This window comes from Citrobacter sp. RHBSTW-00887 (genome assembly GCF_013728095.1).
In the GTDB taxonomy this organism is placed as follows: domain Bacteria; phylum Pseudomonadota; class Gammaproteobacteria; order Enterobacterales; family Enterobacteriaceae; genus Citrobacter; species Citrobacter braakii.
The window spans coordinates 3,334,328-3,356,051 of record NZ_CP056267.1 but is presented as its reverse complement, the minus strand read 5'-3'; the positions used below and the strand labels follow the sequence as shown (position 1 = coordinate 3,356,051).

22 protein-coding genes are annotated in these 21,724 nt (G+C 53.3%); 14 read left to right on the top strand and 8 right to left on the bottom strand.

What is annotated here, in order from left to right; genetic code table 11:
* Positions 1-75: 75 nt before the first annotated feature.
* Complete coding sequence (locus tag HV314_RS16155) at positions 76-912, top strand: outer membrane protein OmpK (protein ID WP_016152568.1); 837 nt, start codon at positions 76-78, stop codon at positions 910-912.
* Positions 913-959: 47 nt separating this feature from the next.
* On the opposite strand, the gene HV314_RS16150 is transcribed toward HV314_RS16155, so the two are convergent.
* The 4 genes from HV314_RS16150 to dsbA form a co-directional block, all read right to left on the bottom strand.
* Positions 960-1,646, bottom strand: coding sequence for a Crp/Fnr family transcriptional regulator (locus HV314_RS16150; RefSeq protein WP_131348276.1), 687 nt, complete (start codon positions 1,644-1,646; stop codon positions 960-962).
* 121 nt (positions 1,647-1,767) lie between these two features.
* Positions 1,768-2,061 carry a chaperone modulator CbpM gene (cbpM, locus tag HV314_RS16145; protein WP_016152570.1) on the bottom strand — a complete coding sequence of 98 codons (294 nt, stop codon included), beginning with the start codon at positions 2,059-2,061 and terminating at the stop codon, positions 1,768-1,770.
* Positions 2,061-2,981: a curved DNA-binding protein gene (gene cbpA, locus HV314_RS16140; protein ID WP_181546129.1), complete on the bottom strand. Its 921-nt coding sequence runs from the start codon at positions 2,979-2,981 to the stop codon at positions 2,061-2,063. Before cbpA ends, cbpM begins: the two co-directional genes overlap by 1 nt.
* A 206-nt stretch (positions 2,982-3,187) precedes the next feature.
* Positions 3,188-3,811, bottom strand: a complete 624-nt coding sequence (gene dsbA, locus HV314_RS16135; RefSeq protein WP_181546127.1) for a thiol:disulfide interchange protein DsbA — start codon at positions 3,809-3,811, stop codon at positions 3,188-3,190.
* 397 nt (positions 3,812-4,208) lie between these two features.
* On the opposite strand from dsbA, the gene HV314_RS16130 reads away from it, so the two are divergent.
* The 8 genes from HV314_RS16130 (at position 4,209) to agp (ending at position 11,087) form a co-directional block, all read left to right on the top strand.
* Entirely contained in the window at positions 4,209-4,613 is a 405-nt protein-coding gene (locus HV314_RS16130) for a VOC family protein (protein WP_181546125.1), read from the top strand.
* 70 nt (positions 4,614-4,683) lie between these two features.
* Positions 4,684-5,046: a hypothetical protein gene (locus HV314_RS16125; RefSeq protein WP_016152574.1), complete on the top strand. Its 363-nt coding sequence runs from the start codon at positions 4,684-4,686 to the stop codon at positions 5,044-5,046.
* Between the two features lie 48 nt (positions 5,047-5,094).
* On the top strand, positions 5,095-6,975 hold the full coding sequence (locus HV314_RS16120; protein ID WP_181546123.1) for a protein-disulfide reductase DsbD family protein: 1,881 nt from the start codon (positions 5,095-5,097) through the stop codon (positions 6,973-6,975).
* Complete coding sequence (locus tag HV314_RS16115; RefSeq protein WP_046274457.1) at positions 6,972-7,595, top strand: DsbA family protein; 624 nt, start codon at positions 6,972-6,974, stop codon at positions 7,593-7,595. Before HV314_RS16120 ends, HV314_RS16115 begins: the two co-directional genes overlap by 4 nt.
* A complete protein-coding gene (locus tag HV314_RS16110) occupies positions 7,585-8,091 on the top strand; it encodes a protein disulfide oxidoreductase (protein ID WP_016152577.1) in 507 nt (168 codons plus the stop codon). The genes HV314_RS16115 and HV314_RS16110 overlap by 11 nt, the downstream gene beginning before the upstream one ends.
* A gap of 134 nt (positions 8,092-8,225) precedes the next feature.
* A complete protein-coding gene (locus tag HV314_RS16105; RefSeq protein WP_016156161.1) occupies positions 8,226-8,981 on the top strand; it encodes a sulfite exporter TauE/SafE family protein in 756 nt (251 codons plus the stop codon).
* Between the two features lie 69 nt (positions 8,982-9,050).
* On the top strand, positions 9,051-9,758 hold the full coding sequence (locus HV314_RS16100; protein WP_131348290.1) for an ArsR/SmtB family transcription factor: 708 nt from the start codon (positions 9,051-9,053) through the stop codon (positions 9,756-9,758).
* Positions 9,759-9,845: 87 nt separating this feature from the next.
* Positions 9,846-11,087, top strand: a complete 1,242-nt coding sequence (gene agp, locus HV314_RS16095) for a bifunctional glucose-1-phosphatase/inositol phosphatase (protein WP_049271383.1) — start codon at positions 9,846-9,848, stop codon at positions 11,085-11,087.
* 38 nt (positions 11,088-11,125) lie between these two features.
* Here agp and HV314_RS16090 read toward each other — a convergent pair whose 3' ends face one another.
* Positions 11,126-11,353: a YccJ family protein gene (locus HV314_RS16090; RefSeq protein WP_016152581.1), complete on the bottom strand. Its 228-nt coding sequence runs from the start codon at positions 11,351-11,353 to the stop codon at positions 11,126-11,128.
* Positions 11,354-11,373: 20 nt separating this feature from the next.
* Entirely contained in the window at positions 11,374-11,970 is a 597-nt protein-coding gene (gene wrbA / locus HV314_RS16085; RefSeq protein WP_003832057.1) for an NAD(P)H:quinone oxidoreductase, read from the bottom strand.
* A gap of 386 nt (positions 11,971-12,356) precedes the next feature.
* Between wrbA and HV314_RS16080 the strand changes: the two genes are divergently transcribed.
* From HV314_RS16080 to rutR, 3 genes are all read left to right on the top strand, one after another.
* On the top strand, positions 12,357-12,530 hold the full coding sequence (locus HV314_RS16080; protein WP_003036022.1) for a general stress protein: 174 nt from the start codon (positions 12,357-12,359) through the stop codon (positions 12,528-12,530).
* A 165-nt stretch (positions 12,531-12,695) separates the two neighbouring features.
* Positions 12,696-13,610 carry a DMT family transporter gene (locus tag HV314_RS16075; RefSeq protein WP_075847077.1) on the top strand — a complete coding sequence of 305 codons (915 nt, stop codon included), beginning with the start codon at positions 12,696-12,698 and terminating at the stop codon, positions 13,608-13,610.
* Positions 13,611-13,668: 58 nt separating this feature from the next.
* Entirely contained in the window at positions 13,669-14,307 is a 639-nt protein-coding gene (gene rutR / locus HV314_RS16070) for an HTH-type transcriptional regulator RutR (protein ID WP_016156165.1), read from the top strand.
* Here the strand turns inward: rutR and HV314_RS16065 are convergent.
* The gene (locus HV314_RS16065; RefSeq protein ID WP_016156166.1) at positions 14,304-14,699 is read right to left on the bottom strand and encodes a lysozyme inhibitor LprI family protein; all 396 of its coding nucleotides are present in this window, start codon (positions 14,697-14,699) and stop codon (positions 14,304-14,306) included. The two genes, rutR and HV314_RS16065, sit on opposite strands and share 4 nt — an antisense overlap.
* A 59-nt stretch (positions 14,700-14,758) precedes the next feature.
* The gene (gene putA, locus HV314_RS16060) at positions 14,759-18,721 is read right to left on the bottom strand and encodes a trifunctional transcriptional regulator/proline dehydrogenase/L-glutamate gamma-semialdehyde dehydrogenase (RefSeq protein ID WP_181546121.1); all 3,963 of its coding nucleotides are present in this window, start codon (positions 18,719-18,721) and stop codon (positions 14,759-14,761) included.
* Positions 18,722-19,143: 422 nt separating this feature from the next.
* Between putA and putP the strand changes: the two genes are divergently transcribed.
* On the top strand, positions 19,144-20,652 hold the full coding sequence (putP, locus tag HV314_RS16055) for a sodium/proline symporter PutP (protein WP_016152586.1): 1,509 nt from the start codon (positions 19,144-19,146) through the stop codon (positions 20,650-20,652).
* Positions 20,653-20,866: 214 nt separating this feature from the next.
* Complete coding sequence (efeU, locus tag HV314_RS16050) at positions 20,867-21,700, top strand: iron uptake transporter permease EfeU (protein WP_053390116.1); 834 nt, start codon at positions 20,867-20,869, stop codon at positions 21,698-21,700.
* Positions 21,701-21,724 lie beyond the last annotated feature (24 nt).

Sequence of the window (21,724 nt, the reverse complement as noted above, 5' to 3'; positions counted from 1 at the left end):
TCTTTAATTAGATAGCCCGCCGTCGCGCCATTTATCTGGTGGGGCGACACTCAACCTTGCTCAAAGGAATTGAAAATGCTGAAGAAAAATAAATCAATGATGAAAAAAACAGTTCTGGGTGCGGTAATTGCGATGTGCTGTACGCAAGCGCTTGCGGCTGATTATGCCGATGGCAACATCCGCAAAAATGATTTTAACTGGATGCAGATGAACTTAATGCAAAGTGTGGATGCGAAAGTGCCTTATGGTATTCGTAATGACACCTATCTTGAGCTGGAGTTTGGCGCACGATCCGGGATTATCGATCTGTATGGTTATGTGGATTTCTTTGATATTTTGGATCGCGAGCAGGACGATCGTCACGGGGGGGATAACTTCTTTGCCAAGATATCTCCACGTTTTTCCCTGGACGCCATTTTTAATAAAGATTTATCCGTTGGGCCATTTAACGAATTCTATATCGCAACGGTAAATAACATTGGTGACCGGGAATTATTTGAGCATTACGTTGGTCTCGGCACGGATGTTAAAGTGCCGTGGTTTGGTCTGGTGGGAATGAACATTTATGCGCACTATGTACGTGAAAATTACGGTGCAGATAACGAAGGCAAGTGGGATGGTTACATGTTCTCGACCAACTGGTCGACGCCGTTCTATACGTTCGCCAACGGCAGTTATTTGAACTATCAGGGTTACTTTGACTACCAGTTCGCCGCGAACAAGATTGCTAACCAGCCGTTATATAGCAATAACGCGATTGAATGGTATAACGGCATCTACTGGCATTCAGAGCATTATGCCGTAGGTTATGGCTTAAAATATTTCCGCAACATGGCATTGATGGAAAACCACGGTGGAGCAGGGCGTACCACCGGGCTGGGTCACTATTTCAACCTCACCTATAAGTTCTGATTGCGCTGAAATGACACACCAATGCTCCGTTTGCCAGGGTTGGTGTGTCAGTCAATGATGTCATTGCCGAGAAATTTACGCAGCCCATCCAGATCCTTAATCTCCAGTCCTTGCTTCGTGCGCGTTACCAGCCCGGCATCCGTCAGCGCTTTCACCGCCCGCCGATAGACCCGGTCGGTGGTGCCGAATCGCTCAGCTTCCTGGTATTTTTTATGAAAACCATCCATTGGCTGCTTGTCCTGATGCTGGCGATACAGGTCATACGCTACGTTATGGACGATAGGGTAGAGCATCCGGTGCAGGAAGATTTCCAGCATATCCTGATAATCAACGGCCATTGCGCTGGCGAAAAATATCGCCAGTCTGGGGTGCCGGTTCAGCGCTTCCTCCAGACGGTCACAGTTGCATACCGCCACGGTCAGCGGTTCTTCGGCTACGATATCAAGCTGGCAACGATACCCGGTAAAAAACTCCATTTCGCCAAACAGTTGCTCATCACATTCCATTGCACCCAGTTGAAAACGGCGACCATTCTCCGCGCTATAACGCAGAGAAATTCTCCCTGACTGCACCATGATTAGTCGATCGACTACCTGTCCCTGGCGGTAAAGATAGTCATCTTCCTGGATAATCTGTGTTTCAGAGAGCAACTCCTGGAATATCTTCTCAATTAAGGCATCATCTTGCTGCCAGATATTGTGAAAACGACCTTTTGTGAGGGGCTTAAGCTGCATGGCTCAACGTCTTATTGTTTGAGATAATTCTTATCGCTGACTGTATGCCATCTGCTGCGCAATGTCATTAAGAGCGGGTTGCGGATAATAAAAGGGCCAGCATCATGCTGGCCTTGACACACTAAGGATGGCTGATAAAGCGAGACAATCGCTGGCGCAGCAGGCGGTTTTCCTGCCGCAGTTGAGCGTTCTCTTCCAGCAACGTCAGCGCAACGGCAATTCCCGGCCAGTCAAGTTCCAGCTCCTGACGCAGGCGTATCGCGCGACGCATGACGGTCAGCGCATGATCGTCAAAAGTCTCGTCTTCATGAGGTTCTATCACCCCTAAGCCGACAATCTCATGTAGCTCTTCTTCTGACACACCGGTGTACAGACAAAACTCGGTAATGGTAAAGGTGACGGTGACGTTAGCCATTATGCTTTCCCCCACTCTTTGCGCGGATCAAAGGTCTTTTGTGCATCCGCCAACTGCTGCCACAGGGCGGCGCTGGCGTCGTCAGGTTTCGGCGGCATGACGATTTTGATCACCGCATACAAATCGCCGGTATGTTTTTTACTTACCAGACCTTTGCCCTTAATGCGTAACCGCTGCCCGGCCTGGCTGCCCGCAGGAATGGTCAGTAGGATGCTCTCTTTTAACGTCGGAACGGTTACTTTCGCGCCCAGCGCGGCTTCCCACGGCGCCAGGGGAACGACCACTTCCAGATCCTGATTAACGATATCGAACAGCGGATGTGGCGCGATATGAATCACCAGCCACAAATCACCGTTTGGCCCACCGTTTTCACCGGGGGTGCCCTGGCCTTTCAGACGAATACGCTGACCGTTACCGACGCCAGCCGGAATTTTCACATTCAACGTTTTAGGAATTTCACGTTCGACCATGCCGAACGCATTGTAAACTGGCAGGGTGTAACGGATCGTGCGGCTATGCTCAGTAAGCGTTTCTTCGAGGAATACGGCGACTTCAATTTCAATATCGTGCCCGCGGCTGGCATGACGCTGGCGAGACTGTTGCGCATGCTGACCAAAAATGGAGGAGAAGATATCGTCGAAATCTTCGGCGTTATAGCGTTGATTCTCTCCTTGTTGGAATTGACGGTTGAACTGTGGGTCGTTGCGGTGCTGCCACAACTGGTCGTACTCGGCGCGTCGCTGTTCATCACTCAGGACTTCCCAGGCTTCAGCAACCTCTTTAAACCGGGCCTCCGCGTCAGTCTCTTTGCTGACATCAGGATGATATTTACGGGCGAGTCGACGATAGGCGGTCTTGATTGTCTTGAGATCGTCTGTCGGTTTCACGCCCATAATGGCGTAATAATCCTTTAATTCCATAGCGTTCTCTCGTGTAAATCAACACTTGCAGAAGGTGAACCCTGACAACAGGTATCACCGCTAAGTTTAGGGTAATCCTGATAACGGAGAATGCCAACCGGGAAGGGAGGATATTGCTATAAACGATGCGGGCGTTGCACCACCAACAGCGCTTTTTAACGTTATGACGTCTGTTGTGTGGTGCGAATAGTGAGATTAGCTAAACATCAGGATTTAGTGATCAGGAAGCGGACCGTATCAGCATAGTTTTGTACGAACGCGTTAAGGTCATCAGATTTCAGTCCTTTCGGATTGATCATATATTTACCGTTGATAAAAATGGCGGGCACCCCGGTTAAATCTACGGCTTTAGCCATTTCTTGCTGTTTGGCGGTTAGTGATTTTACGGCAAAACTATTCCATGCGGCATCATAATCACTGGCACTGATGCCCGCGCTGATAAATACGTTACGAATATCGTCCGCCGATTTAATGGTTTGTTTTTTCTGCACGGCATCAAAAAGCAACGGTTTAACTTTATCTTGCACGTTCAACAGCATGGCGACGGACCAGGCGTGCGTCATGTCTTGCCCCAGAGGGCCTAAAAAGTCGACGTGGTATTCGGTGAGTTTGACGTCAGCAGGCAAAACTTTTTTCACGTTATCAGTGATTTCAAAAACTTCATCGTACTGATAGCAGGAAGGACAATAGAATGAGAAAAACTTCAGCGCTGCCGGGGCTGAAGCGACGGGTTTTTCCAGTGAGATAAACTCTTTGCCGTCGGTAAATGGTGCTGCCTGAGCGCTAACGGTAAAAAGTAACCCAATCAGGGGTAATAAATATTTTTTCATTTCCATATACTCTAAATAACATTCAATAAACAAATTTTCTGCGAATGAATACGCTCTTCATTGCGTCGGGCTATAATACGATAATCACCTAAAAATGCGCTGACCCTTACTTTCATTTACGCATCAATACGTAGCGGGACAGTATTTATGTACTGTTCTGCGAATATCCTTTGGTACTCTTCGTAAATAGTGAATGATCACTTCCGTGATATTTTCGTAATTACTTTGGCAATGTTATATTGTAATAAATAAAAACGGAAATATGATTAATAATCATTTGATTTATAAAACGTGAGCCGCAACGCCTTGCGCTATGTTCTGTCAACGCAGCCGTAAGATTCTCTTTTTCTTGTAGCGTGTGAATGAATAGGGTAAGTGTCTGAGATGAGCAACCAAAATGGATATCGCTATGATTGACCACCTGGATCATCTGGTATTGACCTCCAATAATGAAGAGGCATGCGTTCGTTTTTATGTCGAACTTTTAGGGATGAGGCTGGAAACCTTCGCGCAAGGGCGGAAAGCCTTCGTCTTTGGCAATCAGAAAATTAACCTCCACATTCGGGGAAAAGAGTTTGAACCCAAAGCTCACGCGCCAACGCCGGGGGCGCTGGATTTGTGTTTTATCACCACACGTGCGCTGGAAGAGGTGATAACCACGTTTCAAACGCACGGGGTCGATATTGTTGAGGGGCCGGTTGCACGAACCGGTGCGATGGGACCGATTCGCTCGGTTTATGTCAGAGATCCCGATCTCAATCTGATTGAAATCGCGGTATATCCTGCTGATGACAGGACATAACTTTACAGCGCAAAGGTTGCCAAAACCTGGTGAGTGGTTAAGATAACTCGCATCAATCAGTGAGGGTATAATGGCGAAACGTCAACGGATGGGATGGTGGTTCCTCTGTCTGGCATGTGTTGTGGTGATGGTTTGCACCGCACAACGCATGGCGGGCCTGCACGCGTTGCAGATGGACACCGTTGCCACAAGCGTTGTCGTAAGCGCACAAGCGCAGACCGATGAGGCCTCGTCCGTTACCCCTTGTGAACTGAGCGCGAAGTCATTACTGGCGGCGCCCCCGGTACTGTTCGAAGGCGCTATTCTGGTGCTGTGTCTGCTGCTGTCGCTGCTGGCGCCAGTGCGGGCGTTTCGTCTGCCTTTTTTCCCACCGCGAGCCATCTCGCCGCCCACGCTAAGGGTACATCTGCGATTTTGCGTCTTCCGTGAATGACAGAACAGCCGTTGCTGACTGTTAGATAATTATTCACGGAGAAAATATATGATGACTGTTTTCAGGCAGGCGCTGCTCTGTCTGTTATTGCTATGGCTGCCCGTATCCTGGGCGGCTGAACCCGGCTGGCTGCGTTCATCCGATAACGATCACGCCAGTGTGCGGTTACGCGCTGATACGTCCTCAGGCGGCGAAACTCGTCTGTTGCTGGATGTTAAACTGCAGGACGGCTGGAAAACCTACTGGCGTTCGCCGGGTGAGGGAGGCGTAGCGCCATCTATCGCCTGGCAAGGGGAAATGCCTGCGGTCGACTGGTTCTGGCCAACCCCTGCACGCTTTGAGGTCGCTAATATCACGACCCAGGGCTATCACGATAATGTGACATTCCCGATGGTTGTGCGCGGCAGATCGCCCGCCACGCTTAGCGGTGTTTTGACGCTATCCACCTGTAGCAACGTTTGCCTGTTGACGGATTTTCCTTTTTCCGTGACCTCCACGACCCAGGACCCGACTTTTGCGCATGACTATGCGCAGGCAATGGGGCAGCTCCCGCTTGCCAGCGGCCTGACCGATACTCTGCGCGCTGGCGCACGGGCCGGCGAGCTGGTTGTCGAGGCTCACCGCGCGGGAGGCTGGACTGCGCCTGGGCTGTATCTGGACGCCGTTGATGATGCTGATTTTGGCATGCCGCAAATTCACGTCGCAGGTGAGACGTTACGCGCCACGGTACCTGTTCATGACGGTTGGGGGGAAGGCGCACCGGATTTACGCGGTAAGTCGGTCACGCTGGTGCTGGCAGATAACGGTGTTGCCCAGGAAAGTCGTCTTGCGATTGGCGAAGCCCCGGTTATTGAGAACGCCTCACTCCCATTGTGGCAGGTGGTGCTAATGGCGCTGCTGGGCGGTTTAATCCTCAACCTGATGCCCTGTGTGTTACCGGTTCTCGGCATGAAACTGGGCTCTATTTTGCTGGTTGAGGAAAAAAGCCGTCGCCAGATCCGCCGTCAATTCCTCGCATCGGTAGCCGGGATCCTGGTCTCCTTTATGGCCCTGGCGCTATTGATGACAGTGCTACGTTTAACCAATCAGGCGCTGGGCTGGGGGATCCAGTTTCAGAACCCGTGGTTCATTGGCGTCATGGTCGTGGTGATGCTGACGTTCAGCGCCAGCCTGTTCGGGGGGTTTGAATTCCGCCTGCCTTCGGCGATGACCACCACGCTGGCGACTCACGGTGGCAACGGCTTGTCGGGACATTTCTGGCAAGGCGCATTTGCGACCCTGCTCGCCACGCCGTGCAGCGCCCCGTTTCTGGGAACAGCGGTAGCGGTGGCATTGACCGCTTCGCTGCCAACGTTGTGGGGACTGTTTATCGCACTCGGCCTGGGGATGAGCTTGCCGTGGCTGCTGGTGGCTCTGCGTCCCGGTCTGGCGCTGCGTTTGCCGCGTCCGGGACGCTGGATGAATAGTTTGCGGCGTCTTCTCGGTGTCATGATGCTGGGTTCGGCTATCTGGCTTGCGACGTTGCTGCTCCCGCATTTAGGGCTGGCTGGACACGCTAGCGCTAAAGAAAGCGTGAACTGGCAACCGCTTAGCGAGCAGGCGATTGAGGATGCGCTGGCGCAACATAAGCGAGTGTTCATTGACGTCACTGCCGACTGGTGCATCACTTGTAAGGTGAACAAATACAACGTGTTGCATAAAGATGACGTACAGGCCGCGTTGCAACAGCCGGATGTAGTGGCGCTGCGCGGCGACTGGACGCTCCCTTCTGAAGCCATCACCGAATTTCTGAAAAAACGCGGCCAGGTTGCTGTGCCGTATAACCAAATTTATGGCCCCGGTCTGCCGGAAGGCCAGGCGTTACCAACGTTGTTAACCCGTGATGCGGTATTGCAAACGTTGACCGATGCCAAAGGAGTAACCCCATGAAAATAATGATTGTTCTGCTGTTAACCCTGTTTTCTGCCGTCAGCGTAGCGAAAGAGCCTGCACCGTTTACCCCGGAACAGGAAAAGCAAATTGAAGCATTAATCCAGGAGGCCCTGTTTAACGATCCCAACAGCCCGCGGATTGGCGCTAAGCAGGCGAAACTGACCCTGATAAACTTCACCGATTACAACTGCCCGTACTGCAAGCAACTGGATCCCATGCTGGAAAAAATTGTGCAGAAATATCCTGACGTGGCGGTAGTGATTAAACCGCTGCCGTTTAAAGGGGAAAGTTCGGAACTGGCGGCGCGGACCGTGCTGACCACCTGGCTTGAGCATCCGCAGCAGTTTCTGGCGCTACATGAAAAACTGATGCAGAAAAAGGGTTACCATACCGATGTCAGTATCAAACAGGCGCAGGAAAAATCGGGAGCCAGTCCGGTGACGCTGGATGCCCAAAGCGCTGAAACGCTAAGCACTAACCTGCAACTGGCGCGACTGGTGGGCGTGCAGGGCACCCCCGCAACGATTATTGGTGATGAGCTTATTCCCGGTGCGGTGCCGTGGGAAACCCTTGAGGAAGTGGTCAAAGAAAAGCTGGCGGCGGCCAATGCTCAGTAAACTGCGCCGCTGGCTGCGCGAAGGGCTGATCTTACTTGCGCTGTTGGCAGGGGCGATGCTGCTGATGGATGTCTGGCGCGCGCCGCAGCTCCCTGGCTCTTTTGACAGCACGCCTTTGCAAACGCTGGATGGTGAAACCGTCACGCTGGCGGCGCTCAGCAAAGACGAGCCGGTGCTGCTTTATTTCTGGGCGAGCTGGTGCGGCGTTTGCCGCTTCACGACGCCGGAAGTCGCCAGGCTGCGTTCGGAAGGGGAAAACGTGATGACCATTGCGTTACGCTCCGGCAGTGAAGCTGAGGTGTCTCGTTGGCTGTCGCGTAAAGGCGTGGACTTTCCGGTCATCAATGATGCGAACGGGGCAATTTCCCGCAGTTGGGCGATTAGCGTCACGCCCACGCTGGTGGTAGTGTCACAAGGTCGGGTGGTGTCAACAACCAGCGGCTGGACCAGCTACTGGGGCATGAAGCTGCGGCTGTGGTGGGCAAAAACGTTCTGATAATGTGCCGGGGAAACCCGGCATTTTTTATATTATTACCCGTAAGCGGGAAGACATATTTCGTTGCCTGGCGAAGCGAGCACCGCGATTAACGTCCAGAATGGGTCATCTTCTCTTTTTCAGGAAAGTGCAACATGACGAGTTCGTTAGCGTTTGGGCCCGCTCTGGTGATGATGATTGCCGCCACGTTTGTTCTCGCCGGGATGGTAAAAGGCGTCACTGGTATGGGATTGCCCACCGTGGCTATGGGGATCCTCGGATCGCTTATTTCGCCGGTTGCGGCGGCGGCCATGCTGCTGTTGCCTTCGCTGATTAGCAATTTGTTTCAGTTTGGCGGTGGTGGAAATACGCGTCAATTAGTTAAACGACTGTGGCCAATGTTATTGACGGTGGTGGTGGCGACACTGCTTGCCAGCGCCTGGATTACCGGCGGCGATACCACCCGTACCCAGTTTGCGCTTGGCGTGGCGCTGGTGGCTTACGCTATCTGGACGCTGGCCGGAAAGAAAATCGCAGTGGCTCCGCAGCATGAAAAACCGTACTCCCTCGTCATAGGATTTGTTACGGGCTTATTGACTGGCGGAACCGGTGTATTTGTGATGCCCGCCGTGCCCTGGATCCAGTCATTGGGTTTTGAGAAAGATGAACTGGTTCAGGCGCTCGGGATCTCTTTTACGTTTTCGACATTGGCTTTGGCGCTTGGTCTGTGGTGGCACAACGCGCTGCCCGTACAGTCGTTGAGCTTATCGGCTTTGGCCATTGTTCCTGCGCTGATTGGTCAGTGGTTAGGAACCCGTGTACGACGGGTTATTTCTCCGCTCGTGTTTAAACGTTGTTTTCTGTTTTGTTTGGTCGGGTTGGGTATCGAGATGATGCTGCGTGCGGTGTGACCTGTGCGGTGACTTTAGAACGCATTCATGGCATCGTTAATTCAGACATTCAGGGTCAAAGAGGTCGCTATGGCATCAGTGATGTTAAGTGAGGAAGAGGGCGCTCTGGAGTCACGAATGGCGCTCACCGCGGCGGCGATGGCCGATAAATCGCGCTCGCGAATGTTGTGCGCCCTGATGGATGGCCGCGCCTGGACCGCGACCGAACTCAGCGCAGTGGCGGATGTGTCAGCGTCGACCGCCAGTGCGCATCTGGCGCGTCTGTGCGAACAACGTTTTGTTGTGGCGCTCGCGCAGGGCAGGCATCGTTATTTTCGCCTTGCAGGCTCTGATATCGCTGAACTGCTGGAGCGCCTGATGGGTGTGGCGTGGGCTACATCTACGCCACGAAAAATCACGACGCCGCCAGGCTTACGACATGCCCGAACCTGCTACGATCATCTCGCTGGCGAGGTGGCGGTGAGGCTGTTCGATACGCTGGTTTCCCGTCAATGGTTAACGCCGGATGGTGAAACGCTGACCTCTCTTGGGCAGGAAAAACTGGCACAAATGGGGATTGTCCTGGCTGCGAGCGCATCGCGGCGGAAATTAACCTGCGGTTGTCTGGACTGGAGTGAACGACGTTACCATCCCGGCGGCGTGCTTGGCGCATCGCTGCTACGCTGGCTGATTGAAAAACGATGGATAAAAACGGAGCTGAGTGGTCGCCGCGTCACTTTCACCCCGCTTGGCATTCGCAAATTAGAAACCGAGTTCGGTATTAAAACGACAAAGTAGATGGTGCGTTTTGCGAAAGCGTTCCGGGAAATATGTCATATTTCTGTCACACTCTGTTGTGATTGATAACAACAAGAGGTCGTAGGGATGAATAAATCGTTAATCGCCGCAGCCGTGGCAGGGGCTGTATTAATGTCAACCGCCGCGCAGGCGCAGACCGCGCCGGAAGGCTATCAGCTTCAGCAAGTATTGATGATGAGTCGGCATAACTTACGCGCACCTTTAGCCAATAATGGCAGTGTTCTTGAGCAGTCCACCCCCAAACAATGGCCAGAATGGGATGTCCCCGGCGGACAACTCACCACCAAAGGCGGCGTGCTGGAAATCTATATGGGCCACTATATGCGAGAGTGGCTGGCAGAGCAGGGGATGGTGAAATCGGGCGAATGTCCGGCGCCGGGTACGGTCTATACCTATGCTAACAGCCTGCAGCGTACGGTCGCGACGGCGCAGTTCTTTGTCACCGGTGCTTTCCCGGGTTGCGACGTCCCGGTCCATCATCAGGAAAAAATGGGCACCATGGATCCCACCTTTAACCCGGTGATCACCGATGATTCCGCCGCCTTCAGCCAGCAGGCGGTTCAGGCAATGGAGAAAGAGCGTAGCCAAATGCAGCTCAACGACAGCTATCAGTTGCTTGAGCAAATGACCGACTACAAAGACTCTCCATCCTGCAAAGAAAAACAGCAGTGTTCCCTGACCGATGCCAAAGATACGTTTAGCGCGAAATACCAGCAGGAGCCTGGGGTTTCGGGGCCGCTGAAGGTCGGGAATTCGCTGGTTGATGCCTTCACGCTGCAATATTACGAAGGCTTCCCGATGGATAAGGTCGCCTGGGGCGAGATTAAATCCGATCAACAGTGGAAGGTTCTGTCGAAGCTGAAAAATGGCTATCAGGACAGCCTGTTCACCTCCCCGGAAGTGGCGCAGAATGTCGCCAAACCGCTGGTGAAGTATATTGATAATGCGCTGGTTACTGAACGCGTAAAAGCGCCAAAAATAACCGTGCTGGTGGGGCATGACTCAAACATCGCATCGCTGCTCACCGCGCTGGATTTCAAACCGTACCAGCTTCACGATCAGAACGAGCGTACGCCGATTGGCGGGAAGATTGTCTTCCAGCGCTGGCATGACAGCAACGCGAATCGTGATCTGATGAAAATCGAGTACGTGTATCAGAGCTCGCAGCAGTTGCGTAATGCAGACGTTCTGACTCTGAAATCCCCGGCGCAGCGTGTAACGCTGGAGCTGAAAGGGTGTCCGACAGATGCGGATGGCTTTTGCCCGATAGATAAGTTCGACAGCGTGTTGAATGAGGCGGCTAAGTAAAAGAAAAACTCCCCCGTGTTCGCGGGGGAGTCTGAGCGCTAGACGTTTTTGCGTTCGATAGTCTGTTCACCCCAAAAGAGCGAATCTTTGTCTGTTTTCTTAAAGGCTTTGATGAGCACCTCGTCGCTACCTTCTTCCCAAATTTTTTCCGCCAGTTTCTCGTCATAATGCGCGACTTCAAAAATGGCTTCGGCTATTTCCGGCGATGTATTGCGCAGACTTGCCCATTCGCCGACGCGATGGGCTTTCGCTTCTTGAGTTGGCATTCGAATCCTCCTGTTGAAGATTAGCCGTTGAGTTTTACTGCCAGACCTGCGACATATTCACCCTGATAGCGGGCGATAGATAATTCTTCCTGACTTGGCTGGCGAGAGCCGTCGCCTCCGGCGATGGTGGTTGCGCCGTAAGGGGTACCGCCGCGAACTTGAGAAACATCAAACAGCTCTTGCGCCGCGTAACCGATAGGCACAATCACCATCCCATGGTGAGCAAGCGTAGTCCAGGTTGATGTAATGGTTTGTTCCTGACCGCCGCCGGTTCCTGTCGAGCTGAATACGCTGGCGAGTTTGCCGTACAGGCCGCCTGAAGCCCACAGCCCGCCAGTCTGGTCGAGGAAGGTGCGCATCTGACCGGACATATTGCCAAAGCGTGTGGGGGTACCAAAAATAATGGCATCGTAATCTGCCAGTTCTTGCGGGGTTGCGACTGGTGCGTTTTGTGTTTTGCCGCCAGCTTTGAGGAAAATCTCCGGCTGCATGGTCTCTGGTACGCGTTTAATAATCACTTCCGCGCCATCAACCTTATTTGCGCCTTCTGCGACTGCATGGGCCATAGTTTCAATGTGTCCGTACATGGAATAATAAAGCACCAGAACTTTTGCCATTTTACACTACTCCTCGAGTTAACCGTGTCCGTAGCGACTCGCTACCTACCTTTAAAGATATGACGTACTGTCAGGAGTGCAAATTTCACAATCACTTCTTTGATTTATAACAATTTTTATAACAACTTCTCTTGTTGCAAAATGATACATATTTAACCGGGTGGAATTTGGTAGTCATAAGAAAGACTTATTGATTTCTCGCTGTGATTATTTCTCTATCACCGCCAATCCTGTTGCAGGATATTACAGTTAGCGGCTGCTCAGGCCACGCTTCACTATGCTTAATCCCACGCAGTTATTTTCAGGGTATCGCCCGTAACGCTGCGTGAGGTATCACTCCTCAGTACCTATGCAATATGATGTCTAATCAATGACGGAGGTCAGTAATGGCAAACCATCGAGGCGGTTCCGGCAACTTTGCGGAAGATCGCGAAAGAGCATCAGAAGCAGGTCGAAAAGGTGGCCAGCACAGCGGGGGCAATTTTAAGAATGACCCGCAACGCGCTTCAGAGGCAGGCAAAAAAGGGGGCAAAAATAGCCACGGCAACAACAAATCGTAATTGCCGGGCTAGCTGTCAGATATGCCGTGACGGCTGAGGATCAGAGTCAGACGTTACGTAGCCACCCACCGCCGCCGGTTTCTTCCGGCGGTTTTTTTTGTCTGCAAGGTTGAACTGTAACAAAACGCAACGCAGACTAACGACATTCAGTTAATCGGGTGTCTCATGTCATTACTTTCTCGTTATTCCTTCTCTGTTAAACCTCAGGAAGCGATCCTCATTGTGATCACCATGTTCTGGGGGGGCACGTTTTTGGCCGTGCAATATGCCGTTACCCTGAGCGGACCTTTTTTCTTTGTCGGCGTGCGTTTTGCCACCGCTGCGCTGGCGGTCGCGCTTTTGTCACTACGCACATTGCATAAACTGACGTGGCTGGAAGTCAAAGCAGGCGTTGCGATCGGTATCGCAATTGCGTTGGGCTATAGTCTGCAAACCTGGGGGCTACAGTTTATTCCCAGCAGTAAATCGGCGTTTATTACCGCGATGTATGTGCCGTTGGTCCCGCTTTTACAATGGCTGTGTCTGGGGCGTATGCCCGGCCTGATGCCGTGTGTCGGCATTGTGCTGGCCTTTATCGGGTTGATTTTTCTCGCCGGACCGGGAGGCAATTTGCTGGCTTTAGGCGAAGGAGAGTGGATCACACTCGCCGGCGCGGTGGCGATTGCGGCAGAAATTATCCTGATTAGCGCGTGGGCGGGAAAAGTGGATGTGCGGCGGGTAACGGTGGTACAACTGGCAACCGCTTCGATAGTGGCGTTTATTGCGATGGGACCGGCCGGAGAGACCGTACCCCCGATGTCTACGGGATTGCTGGTGGTGGCGCTGGGGTTGGGGATTTTCAGTGCGATTATTCAGGTTACCATGAACTGGGCACAGCGCAGCGTTTCGCCGACGCGCGCGACGGTCATTTATACCGGTGAGCCGGTGTGGGCGGGGATCTTTGGTCGCCTGGCGGGGGAACGCTTACCGCTACTGGCTTTGCTCGGCGCAGCATTCATTATTGTTGGCGTGCTGGTCAGCGAACTGAAGTTCAAAAAGAAAAAAGGGGGAGTGCAAGAGGCACCGCCGGAGTCGCTTTAATTTAACCATTCACCGCGTGATTTGGTATGCTGACGCCCTCACAAGAAGGAGAGGGCGCATGGTCCAACGCGCAGAGAAAAAAACAGGTAAGCGCTCGCAGGCCGTCAGTGCAAAACGCCAGGCCATATTAACCGCGGCATTAAATATCTTCTCCCAATATGGGATCCACGGCACGCGTCTCGAACAGGTCGCTGAGCAGGCGGGTGTGTCAAAAACGAATCTGCTTTATTACTTCCCGTCAAAAGAGGTGCTCTATATTGCCGTTTTGCGGCAAATCCTCGACGTCTGGCTGGCTCCGTTGAAGGCTTTTCGCGAAGACTTTGCGCCGCTGGTGGCCATTAAAGAATACATTCGCCTTAAGCTGGAAGTGTCGCGCGATTACCCTCAGGCTTCACGACTGTTTTGTATGGAGATGCTGGCAGGTGCGCCTTTATTGATGGCTGAATTAACGGGCGATCTCAAAACGCTAATTGATGAGAAATCGGCGCTGATTGCCGGTTGGATCAAAAGTGGGAAACTGGCTCCGGTCGATCCGCATCATCTGATTTTTATGATTTGGGCTTCAACCCAGCACTACGCCGACTTTGCCCCACAGGTAGAGGCGGTAACGGGCGCAACGCTGCGTGATGAAGCCTTTTTTAACCAAACGGTGGAGAGCGTGCAGCGGATGATTATTGAAGGGATCCGCGTGCGTTAACTGGCTGGCGGTAACGGACAGCTTAAATCGCCCTCTTCGCACTGTAAGAGTGAGGCGAGAAACGCTTCACGCTCGTTGGTTTTATCCGTCAGGCACTGGCTGGAAATCATCGCCTGGGCGCTACCGCCTTCGGTGCCGGAACTGATTAACGCGCAGTCCGCATCGCGCAGGGTTATCCATGAGATTTGCGCTTTTTTCAGTAAATCGCGCTGGGTCGGGGCGGCGCGCTTAAGCGCATTCTGATAAGTGTCATTAAGTTTGGTGTCGGCCGCCTTAAACTGCTCTGCCGCACAGGTGTTCATCTCAATCTGAGTGTTCGCGTTGGCGCAGTCATCCGCCAGCGCCTGGCCGCTCAACAGCAGCGCTGCACATGTCAGTACGATTCGTTTCATGCTTCCCTCTGGATCCATAAAAAAAGGCCCCGTTACCGGAGCCTTAATTAACCACAACCTTAGCCGATTGTCATCAGGCTGGCGTTCCCCCCGGCAGCGGCGGTATTGACGCTCAGGGAGCGTTCAATGTACAGCCTCTCCAGCAGAATATTGCTTTCGCCACGGGCAAAGCCCTGGACTGATACAATCGCCCCTTCGCGGGCAGCTACCGCTTCGCACAGGGAACGCAGTTGATCGGAATCGCCGTGGAAAATAACGGCATCAAACGGCTGCGTGGTTATGTTGTCCGCTTTGGCAAACTGAATGCGCCCGGAGACGGCGGCTGGCAGACGTTTTGCCAGTTCACGATGGAACGCATCATCTGGCCACAGGATTAAGCTACCAACGGAAGCCACGGCGGCAACCTGTACCAGCGCGTCCTGTTCATCATCGGCGATACACAGTACGCGTTCACGCGGCAACAGCGTCCAGGTATTGCGCTCGCCAGTGGGTCCTGGCAGCAGACGCTGAGTACCGGCCTGCGCCAGTTCGCCAAACTGCTGGCAGAGCGCCTGCAGCGAGGGTCGATCGGTTGCCCATTCGCTGAGCGCTTCCAGCGGCTGAACGAGTGCAGCTTTAAGCTGCGCATCGACCGGGTAGTCTGCATCCTGACGGGCCAGCGTAATGCCTAACGCATTTTCCGGGCGGTTAGCCAGCAGGCGATACAGATACAGCGGTCCACCTGCTTTTGGCCCGGTACCAGACAAGCCTTCGCCACCGAATGGCTGCACGCCGACGACGGCGCCGACCATATTGCGGTTAACGTACAGGTTCCCCACGTGTGCCGATCCTGTGACCTGGGCGATGGTTTCATCGATACGAGTGTGTACGCCCAGCGTCAGGCCGTAGCCGGAGGCATTAATTTGCTCAATCAGGTTGCCCAGATTGTTACGGGTGTAGCGCACGACGTGCAGTACCGGACCAAACACCTCTTTTTGTAATTCGTCGAAGCTTTCCAGCTCGATCAGCGTCGGAGCAATAAAGGTACCGGTTTGCCATTCACGCGCATCGTCGCTGTTTTCGCGCACGGCCTGAAACACCGGGCGTCCTTTGGCGCGCATGGCCTGAATATGGCGTTCAATATTGGTTTTGGCTTCTTCATCAATTACCGGCCCAATATCGGTGGTCAGGCGACCTGGATTACCCATGCGACATTCCGCCATCGCGCCGCGCAGCATTTTCAGCGTATGGTCGGCTACATCGTCCTGCAGACACAGGACGCGCAGCGCGGAGCAGCGCTGTCCGGCGCTGTCAAACGCTGAAGCCAGAACGTCGACCACGACTTGTTCCGTCAACGCGGAGGAGTCGACAATCATTGCGTTCATCCCACCGGTTTCGGCGATAAGCGGGATTGGACGTCCCTGAGCATCAAGGCGGGTGGCAATATTGCGTTGCAACAGCGTGGCGACTTCCGTTGAGCCGGTAAACATGACGCCGCGTACGCGCTCATCGGAAGTGAGCTGCGCCCCGACGGTTTCACCCTGACCAGGCAACAGTTGCACCACGCCCGGCGGTACACCCGCTTCGAGCAAAATAGCGATGCCCTGGGCGGCAATTAACGGGGTTTGTTCCGCCGGTTTCGCCAGCACGCTGTTACCCGCCGCCAGCGCGGCGGCAATCTGCCCGGTGAAAATGGCCAGCGGGAAGTTCCATGGGCTGATACAAACCACGGGTCCTAACGGTCGATGGGTTTCATTATCGAAATCATCGCGAACCTGACCGGCATAATAATGCAGGAAGTCTACCGCTTCGCGCACTTCCGCAATGGCGTTGCTGAAGGTTTTACCCGCTTCGCGTACCAGGATGCCAATCAGCTGCTGCATCTGACCTTCCATCAGAACGGCGGCACGATGCAAAATGGCGGCACGCTCTTGTGGAGGTGTGGCGAACCAGATCGGCGCGTTATTCGCTGCGTTCTGTAACGCCTGTTCCACTTCAGCGTGAGTCGCCTCACGCACGTAACCGACAATGTCTTTCGGCTCGGCTGGGTTAACGACTGGCGTCATTTCGCCGTCAGCAGCCGGGTGCTCCAGAATGGGTTTAGCGTGCCATTTTTGTAGCGCGCTGTTGAGCAGGGCAGAGGACAGCGAGGCCAGACGATGTTCGTTAGCTAAATCCAGCCCGCCTGAGTTTTCGCGGCCTTTACCGTACAGGTCACGCGGCAGGGCAATCTTCGGATGCGGCAGACCGGCCTGACCTTCTTGCTGCGCGAGTTTTTCAACAGCTTCGACCGGATCGGCAACCAGTTCATCCAGCGGCAGGGTCGTGTCGGCAATGCGGTTGACGAACGAGGTGTTGGCGCCGTTTTCCAGCAGACGACGCACCAGGTACGCCAGCAGCGTTTCGTGCGTGCCGACCGGTGCATAAATGCGGCATGGACGGTTCAGTTTGCCATCCGCAACTTTGCCGGTGACCTGCTCATACAGCGGTTCGCCCATGCCGTGCAGGCACTGGAATTCGTACTGACCCGGATAGTAGTTTTGACCGGCTAACTGATAAATCGCCGCCAGCGTATGGGCGTTGTGGGTGGCGAACTGCGGGTAGATCAGATTCGGTACGGCAAGCAGCTTTTTCGCACAGGCCAGGTAAGAAACGTCGGTGTACACCTTACGGGTGTAGACCGGATAACCTTCCAGACCGTCCATCTGGGCACGTTTAATTTCGCTATCCCAGTAGGCGCCCTTAACCAGACGGATCATCAGGCGGCGGCGGCTGCGCGTGGCGAGGTCAATTAGATAGTCGATAACATACGGGCAGCGCTTCTGGTAGGCCTGGATAACAAAACCGATCCCGTTCCAGCCTGCCAGTTCGGGTTCAAAGCACAGTTTTTCCAGCAGATCGAGGGAGATCTCCAGTCGGTCAGCCTCTTCGGCGTCGATATTAATGCCGATGTCGTACTGACGTGCCAGCAGAGTAAGCGATTTCAGACGAGGATAGAGTTCATCCATTACGCGATCATACTGCGCACGGCTGTAACGCGGATGCAGTGCCGACAGCTTGATAGAAATGCCTGGCCCTTCATAGATACCGCGCCCGTTAGAGGCCTTACCAATGGCGTGGATCGCCTGCTGGTATGAAACCATATAAGCCTGTGCATCGGCGGCGGTCAGGGCCGCTTCGCCCAGCATGTCATAGGAGTAACGGAAGCCTTTTTCTTCCAGTTTACGCGCGTTAGCCAGCGCTTCAGCGATGGTCTCCCCGGTGACAAACTGCTCGCCCATCAAGCGCATGGCCATGTCGACGCCTTTACGCACCAGCGGCTCACCGCTCTTGCCGATAATACGGTTGAGTGAGCGTGAGAGGCTGGCTTCGTTATGCGTTGAAACCAGACGACCGGTAAACAACAGCCCCCAGGTCGCCGCGTTGACGAACAGAGACGGGCTGCGGCCAATGTGCGACTGCCAGTTACCGTTGCTGATCTTGTCGCGGATTAACGCATCGCGGGTCGCTTTATCTGGAATACGCAGCAAGGCTTCGGCCAGACACATCAGCGCGACGCCTTCCTGTGAAGAAAGGGAGAATTCCTGCAATAAACCTTGTACCATCCCGGCGCGGCCGCTGGCGGTCTTCTGGTTACGCAGTTTGTCTGCCAGATCGTATGCCAGCTTATGCGCCTGCTCGGCGATAGGCTGCGGCAGACGAGCCTGCTCCATTAGCATCGGTACGGCGTCGGTTTCGGCGCGGCGGTAAGCGGCGGTGATTGCCGCGCGAGAAACTGACTGCGGCAGGATCTGTTCAGCAAATTCCAGGAAAGGCTGATGCGCTTCATTTTGCAACGTGGTCGACTCATCGCCCTCATTCGCAGCACCCGCCAGCAGGGCCGGTAGTTCAGGAAGCGCGTCGTCATTTTCCAGTCTTTCGAGATAATTAAAAATGGCTTGTTTGATCAGCCAATGTGGCGTGCGATCGATTCGTGATGCTGCTGTTTTAATACGCTCGCGAGTGGCGTCATCCAGCTTAACCCCCATCGTGGTGGTTCCCATGCCGTTTACTCCTGTTGTACTGAAATACGGGTCTGATAGTTACCGAGAAATATCCACTATGTTGCAACTTTGTGCAACCGTGTTAAATGTGACTTGGTTTGCAAGCTTGGAAATGAATGAAATGTTAATAAACGTGAGTGTTTTGACGGGGGCTATAAAAGTTGCCGAATCTTTTTCTCTGCGGTAGTTAACACTTTTAAAAGGTGCAACCGAAAAAAGTGTGAGAGAGTGCAACCTACAGAAAAATGCTATCTACTCTGGATCAAATTTGATGTAAATGGTGTGTTAAATCGATTGTGAATGACCATCGCTTCCGGCAGGATACGGTCGCCCTGGTAAACATAGATATCTTTGCCACGTTCCGGCAGGGTAATAAAACGGCAAGCCACGGCATTGCTGATACATAATTTTGGAGAGTTTTGATGGCTATTAGCACACCGATGTTAGTGACATTCTGTGTCTATATTTTCGGCATGATATTGATAGGGTTTATTGCATGGCGTTCAACCAAAAACTTTGACGATTACATTCTGGGTGGACGCAGTCTGGGTCCATTCGTGACCGCGTTATCCGCCGGGGCATCTGACATGAGCGGCTGGTTGCTGATGGGGCTGCCTGGCGCGATTTTCCTGTCGGGGATTTCAGAAAGTTGGATTGCTATTGGCCTTATTTTGGGTGCGTGGATCAACTGGAAACTGGTGGCCGGACGTTTACGCGTGCATACCGAATACAATAACAATGCGCTGACGTTACCGGATTACTTTACCGGTCGCTTTGAAGATAAAAGCCGTATTCTGCGTATTATCTCCGCGCTGGTTATTCTGCTGTTTTTCACCATCTATTGTGCTTCCGGTATTGTGGCAGGGGCGCGTCTGTTTGAAAGCACCTTTGGCATGAGTTACGAAACAGCGCTGTGGGCAGGGGCGGCCGCGACGATTATTTATACCTTTATCGGTGGTTTCCTGGCGGTAAGCTGGACCGATACCGTCCAGGCCAGCCTGATGATCTTCGCCCTGATCCTGACGCCGGTGATGGTAGTCATTGGCGTGGGTGGGTTTGACGATTCGCTGGAAGTGATTAAACAAAAGAGCATTGAGAACGTGGACATGTTCAAAGGGCTGAATTTTGTTGCCATTATTTCCCTGATGGGCTGGGGTCTGGGCTATTTCGGTCAGCCGCATATTCTGGCGCGCTTTATGGCGGCTGATTCTCACCATAGCATTGTTCATGCTCGCCGCATCAGTATGACCTGGATGATCCTGTGTCTGGCAGGTGCAGTTGCCGTTGGCTTCTTTGGTATCGCTTACTTTAACAACAACCCACAGCTTGCCGGTGCTGTTAACCAGAACGCCGAACGCGTGTTTATTGAACTGGCGCAAATCCTGTTCAACCCGTGGATTGCCGGTATTCTGCTGTCTGCGATCCTCGCTGCGGTGATGTCGACTCTGAGCTGCCAGCTGCTGGTGTGTTCCAGCGCAATCACCGAAGACTTGTATAAAGCGTTCCTGCGTAAAAATGCCAGCCAGAAAGAGCTGGTATGGATTGGTCGCATCATGGTGCTGGTTGTGGCGCTGGTGTCTATCGCGCTGGCGGCGAACCCGGAGAACCGTGTGCTTGGTCTGGTAAGCTACGCCTGGGCCGGCTTTGGCGCGGCGTTTGGTCCGGTGGTTCTGTTCTCCGTAATGTGGTCGCGTATGACGCGTAACGGCGCGCTGGCCGGGATGCTCATCGGTGCGGTGACGGTAATCGTCTGGAAGCAGTTTGCCTGGTTGGGTCTGTATGAAATCATCCCAGGCTTTATTTTCGGCAGCATCGGTATTGTGGTCTTCAGCCTGTTGGGTAAAGCGCCTTCAGCCGCTATGCAGCAACGTTTTGCCGAGGCTGATGCGCATTATCACACAGCTCCGCCATCACGTTTACAGGCAGAGTAATCCGCCTCGATCTTTAAGCCCGCCGCGTGCGGGCTTTTTTATTTGTCCCCGCTGCAAAACCGCCCTAATCGTTACCCGCCTAACTGTTTACATTAAGTCATCATTCTCAAAACATTCTGCTTGAGTTTTTCTTTACTGTAATGATAATCACTATCACTGTAATTTACTTTTCTTTTCATCAATTGACTGAGAATAACGTTTAAGGGTTCTTCGCATGTTTGTTCCATTTCTTATTATGTTGCGCGAAGGGTTAGAGGCCGCGCTGATAGTCAGCCTGATTGCCAGCTACCTGAAACGGACTCAGCGTGGTCGATGGATTGGTGTGATGTGGATTGGTGTTCTGCTGGCGGCGGCGTTATGCCTGGCGTTAGGCGTTTTCATCAATGAAACCACCGGTGAATTTCCGCAAAAAGAACAGGAGCTGTTTGAAGGCATCGTGGCGGTCATTGCCGTGGTGATCCTCACCTGGATGGTGTTCTGGATGCGTAAAGTTTCGCGCAACGTCAAAGTCCAGCTTGAACAGGCTGTCGATAACGCGTTGCAACGCGGCAATCATCACGGCTGGGCGCTGGTAATGATGGTCTTTTTTGCCGTTGCCCGTGAAGGGCTGGAATCGGTGTTCTTCCTGCTGGCGGCATTCCAGCAGGATGTAGGCATGTGGCCGCCGTTAGGTGCGATGCTGGGGCTGGCCACCGCGGTGGTACTGGGTTACCTGATTTACCTCGGCGGCATTCGCCTCAACCTCGGGGCATTCTTCAAATGGACCAGCCTGTTCATTTTGCTGGTGGCCGCGGGTCTTGCCGCTGGGGCCATCCGCGCGTTCCACGAAGCCGGGTTATGGAATCATTTTCAGGATGTGGCGTTTGACATGAGCAGCGTGCTTTCAACGCATTCGCTGTTTGGCACATTGATGGAAGGTATTTTCGGCTATCAGGAAGCGCCGAGCGTCAGTGAAGTCGCCATTTGGTTTATCTACCTGATTCCGGCATTGATCATGTTTGCACTGCCGCCGCGTTCAGGCACTACGGCATCGCGTACCGCACCCTGATAAAAACGCGATGCAGAACACTCC

Coding starts and splice junctions, on each gene's coding strand:
- dsbA (WP_181546127.1), bottom strand. CDS start 3,811: ATGAAAAAATATTTATTACCCCTGATTGGGTTACTTTTTACCGTTAGC.
- HV314_RS16105 (WP_016156161.1), top strand. CDS start 8,226: ATGACGAGTTCGTTAGCGTTTGGGCCCGCTCTGGTGATGATGATTGCC.
- HV314_RS16110 (WP_016152577.1), top strand. CDS start 7,585: ATGCTCAGTAAACTGCGCCGCTGGCTGCGCGAAGGGCTGATCTTACTT.
- efeU (WP_053390116.1), top strand. CDS start 20,867: ATGTTTGTTCCATTTCTTATTATGTTGCGCGAAGGGTTAGAGGCCGCG.
- HV314_RS16100 (WP_131348290.1), top strand. CDS start 9,051: ATGGCATCAGTGATGTTAAGTGAGGAAGAGGGCGCTCTGGAGTCACGA.
- HV314_RS16080 (WP_003036022.1), top strand. CDS start 12,357: ATGGCAAACCATCGAGGCGGTTCCGGCAACTTTGCGGAAGATCGCGAA.
- putA (WP_181546121.1), bottom strand. CDS start 18,721: ATGGGAACCACCACGATGGGGGTTAAGCTGGATGACGCCACTCGCGAG.
- HV314_RS16155 (WP_016152568.1), top strand. CDS start 76: ATGCTGAAGAAAAATAAATCAATGATGAAAAAAACAGTTCTGGGTGCG.
- HV314_RS16150 (WP_131348276.1), bottom strand. CDS start 1,646: ATGCAGCTTAAGCCCCTCACAAAAGGTCGTTTTCACAATATCTGGCAG.
- HV314_RS16130 (WP_181546125.1), top strand. CDS start 4,209: ATGGATATCGCTATGATTGACCACCTGGATCATCTGGTATTGACCTCC.
- wrbA (WP_003832057.1), bottom strand. CDS start 11,970: ATGGCAAAAGTTCTGGTGCTTTATTATTCCATGTACGGACACATTGAA.
- cbpA (WP_181546129.1), bottom strand. CDS start 2,981: ATGGAATTAAAGGATTATTACGCCATTATGGGCGTGAAACCGACAGAC.
- HV314_RS16075 (WP_075847077.1), top strand. CDS start 12,696: ATGTCATTACTTTCTCGTTATTCCTTCTCTGTTAAACCTCAGGAAGCG.
- putP (WP_016152586.1), top strand. CDS start 19,144: ATGGCTATTAGCACACCGATGTTAGTGACATTCTGTGTCTATATTTTC.
- cbpM (WP_016152570.1), bottom strand. CDS start 2,061: ATGGCTAACGTCACCGTCACCTTTACCATTACCGAGTTTTGTCTGTAC.
- HV314_RS16120 (WP_181546123.1), top strand. CDS start 5,095: ATGATGACTGTTTTCAGGCAGGCGCTGCTCTGTCTGTTATTGCTATGG.
- rutR (WP_016156165.1), top strand. CDS start 13,669: ATGGTCCAACGCGCAGAGAAAAAAACAGGTAAGCGCTCGCAGGCCGTC.
- HV314_RS16115 (WP_046274457.1), top strand. CDS start 6,972: ATGAAAATAATGATTGTTCTGCTGTTAACCCTGTTTTCTGCCGTCAGC.
- HV314_RS16065 (WP_016156166.1), bottom strand. CDS start 14,699: ATGAAACGAATCGTACTGACATGTGCAGCGCTGCTGTTGAGCGGCCAG.
- HV314_RS16090 (WP_016152581.1), bottom strand. CDS start 11,353: ATGCCAACTCAAGAAGCGAAAGCCCATCGCGTCGGCGAATGGGCAAGT.
- agp (WP_049271383.1), top strand. CDS start 9,846: ATGAATAAATCGTTAATCGCCGCAGCCGTGGCAGGGGCTGTATTAATG.
- HV314_RS16125 (WP_016152574.1), top strand. CDS start 4,684: ATGGCGAAACGTCAACGGATGGGATGGTGGTTCCTCTGTCTGGCATGT.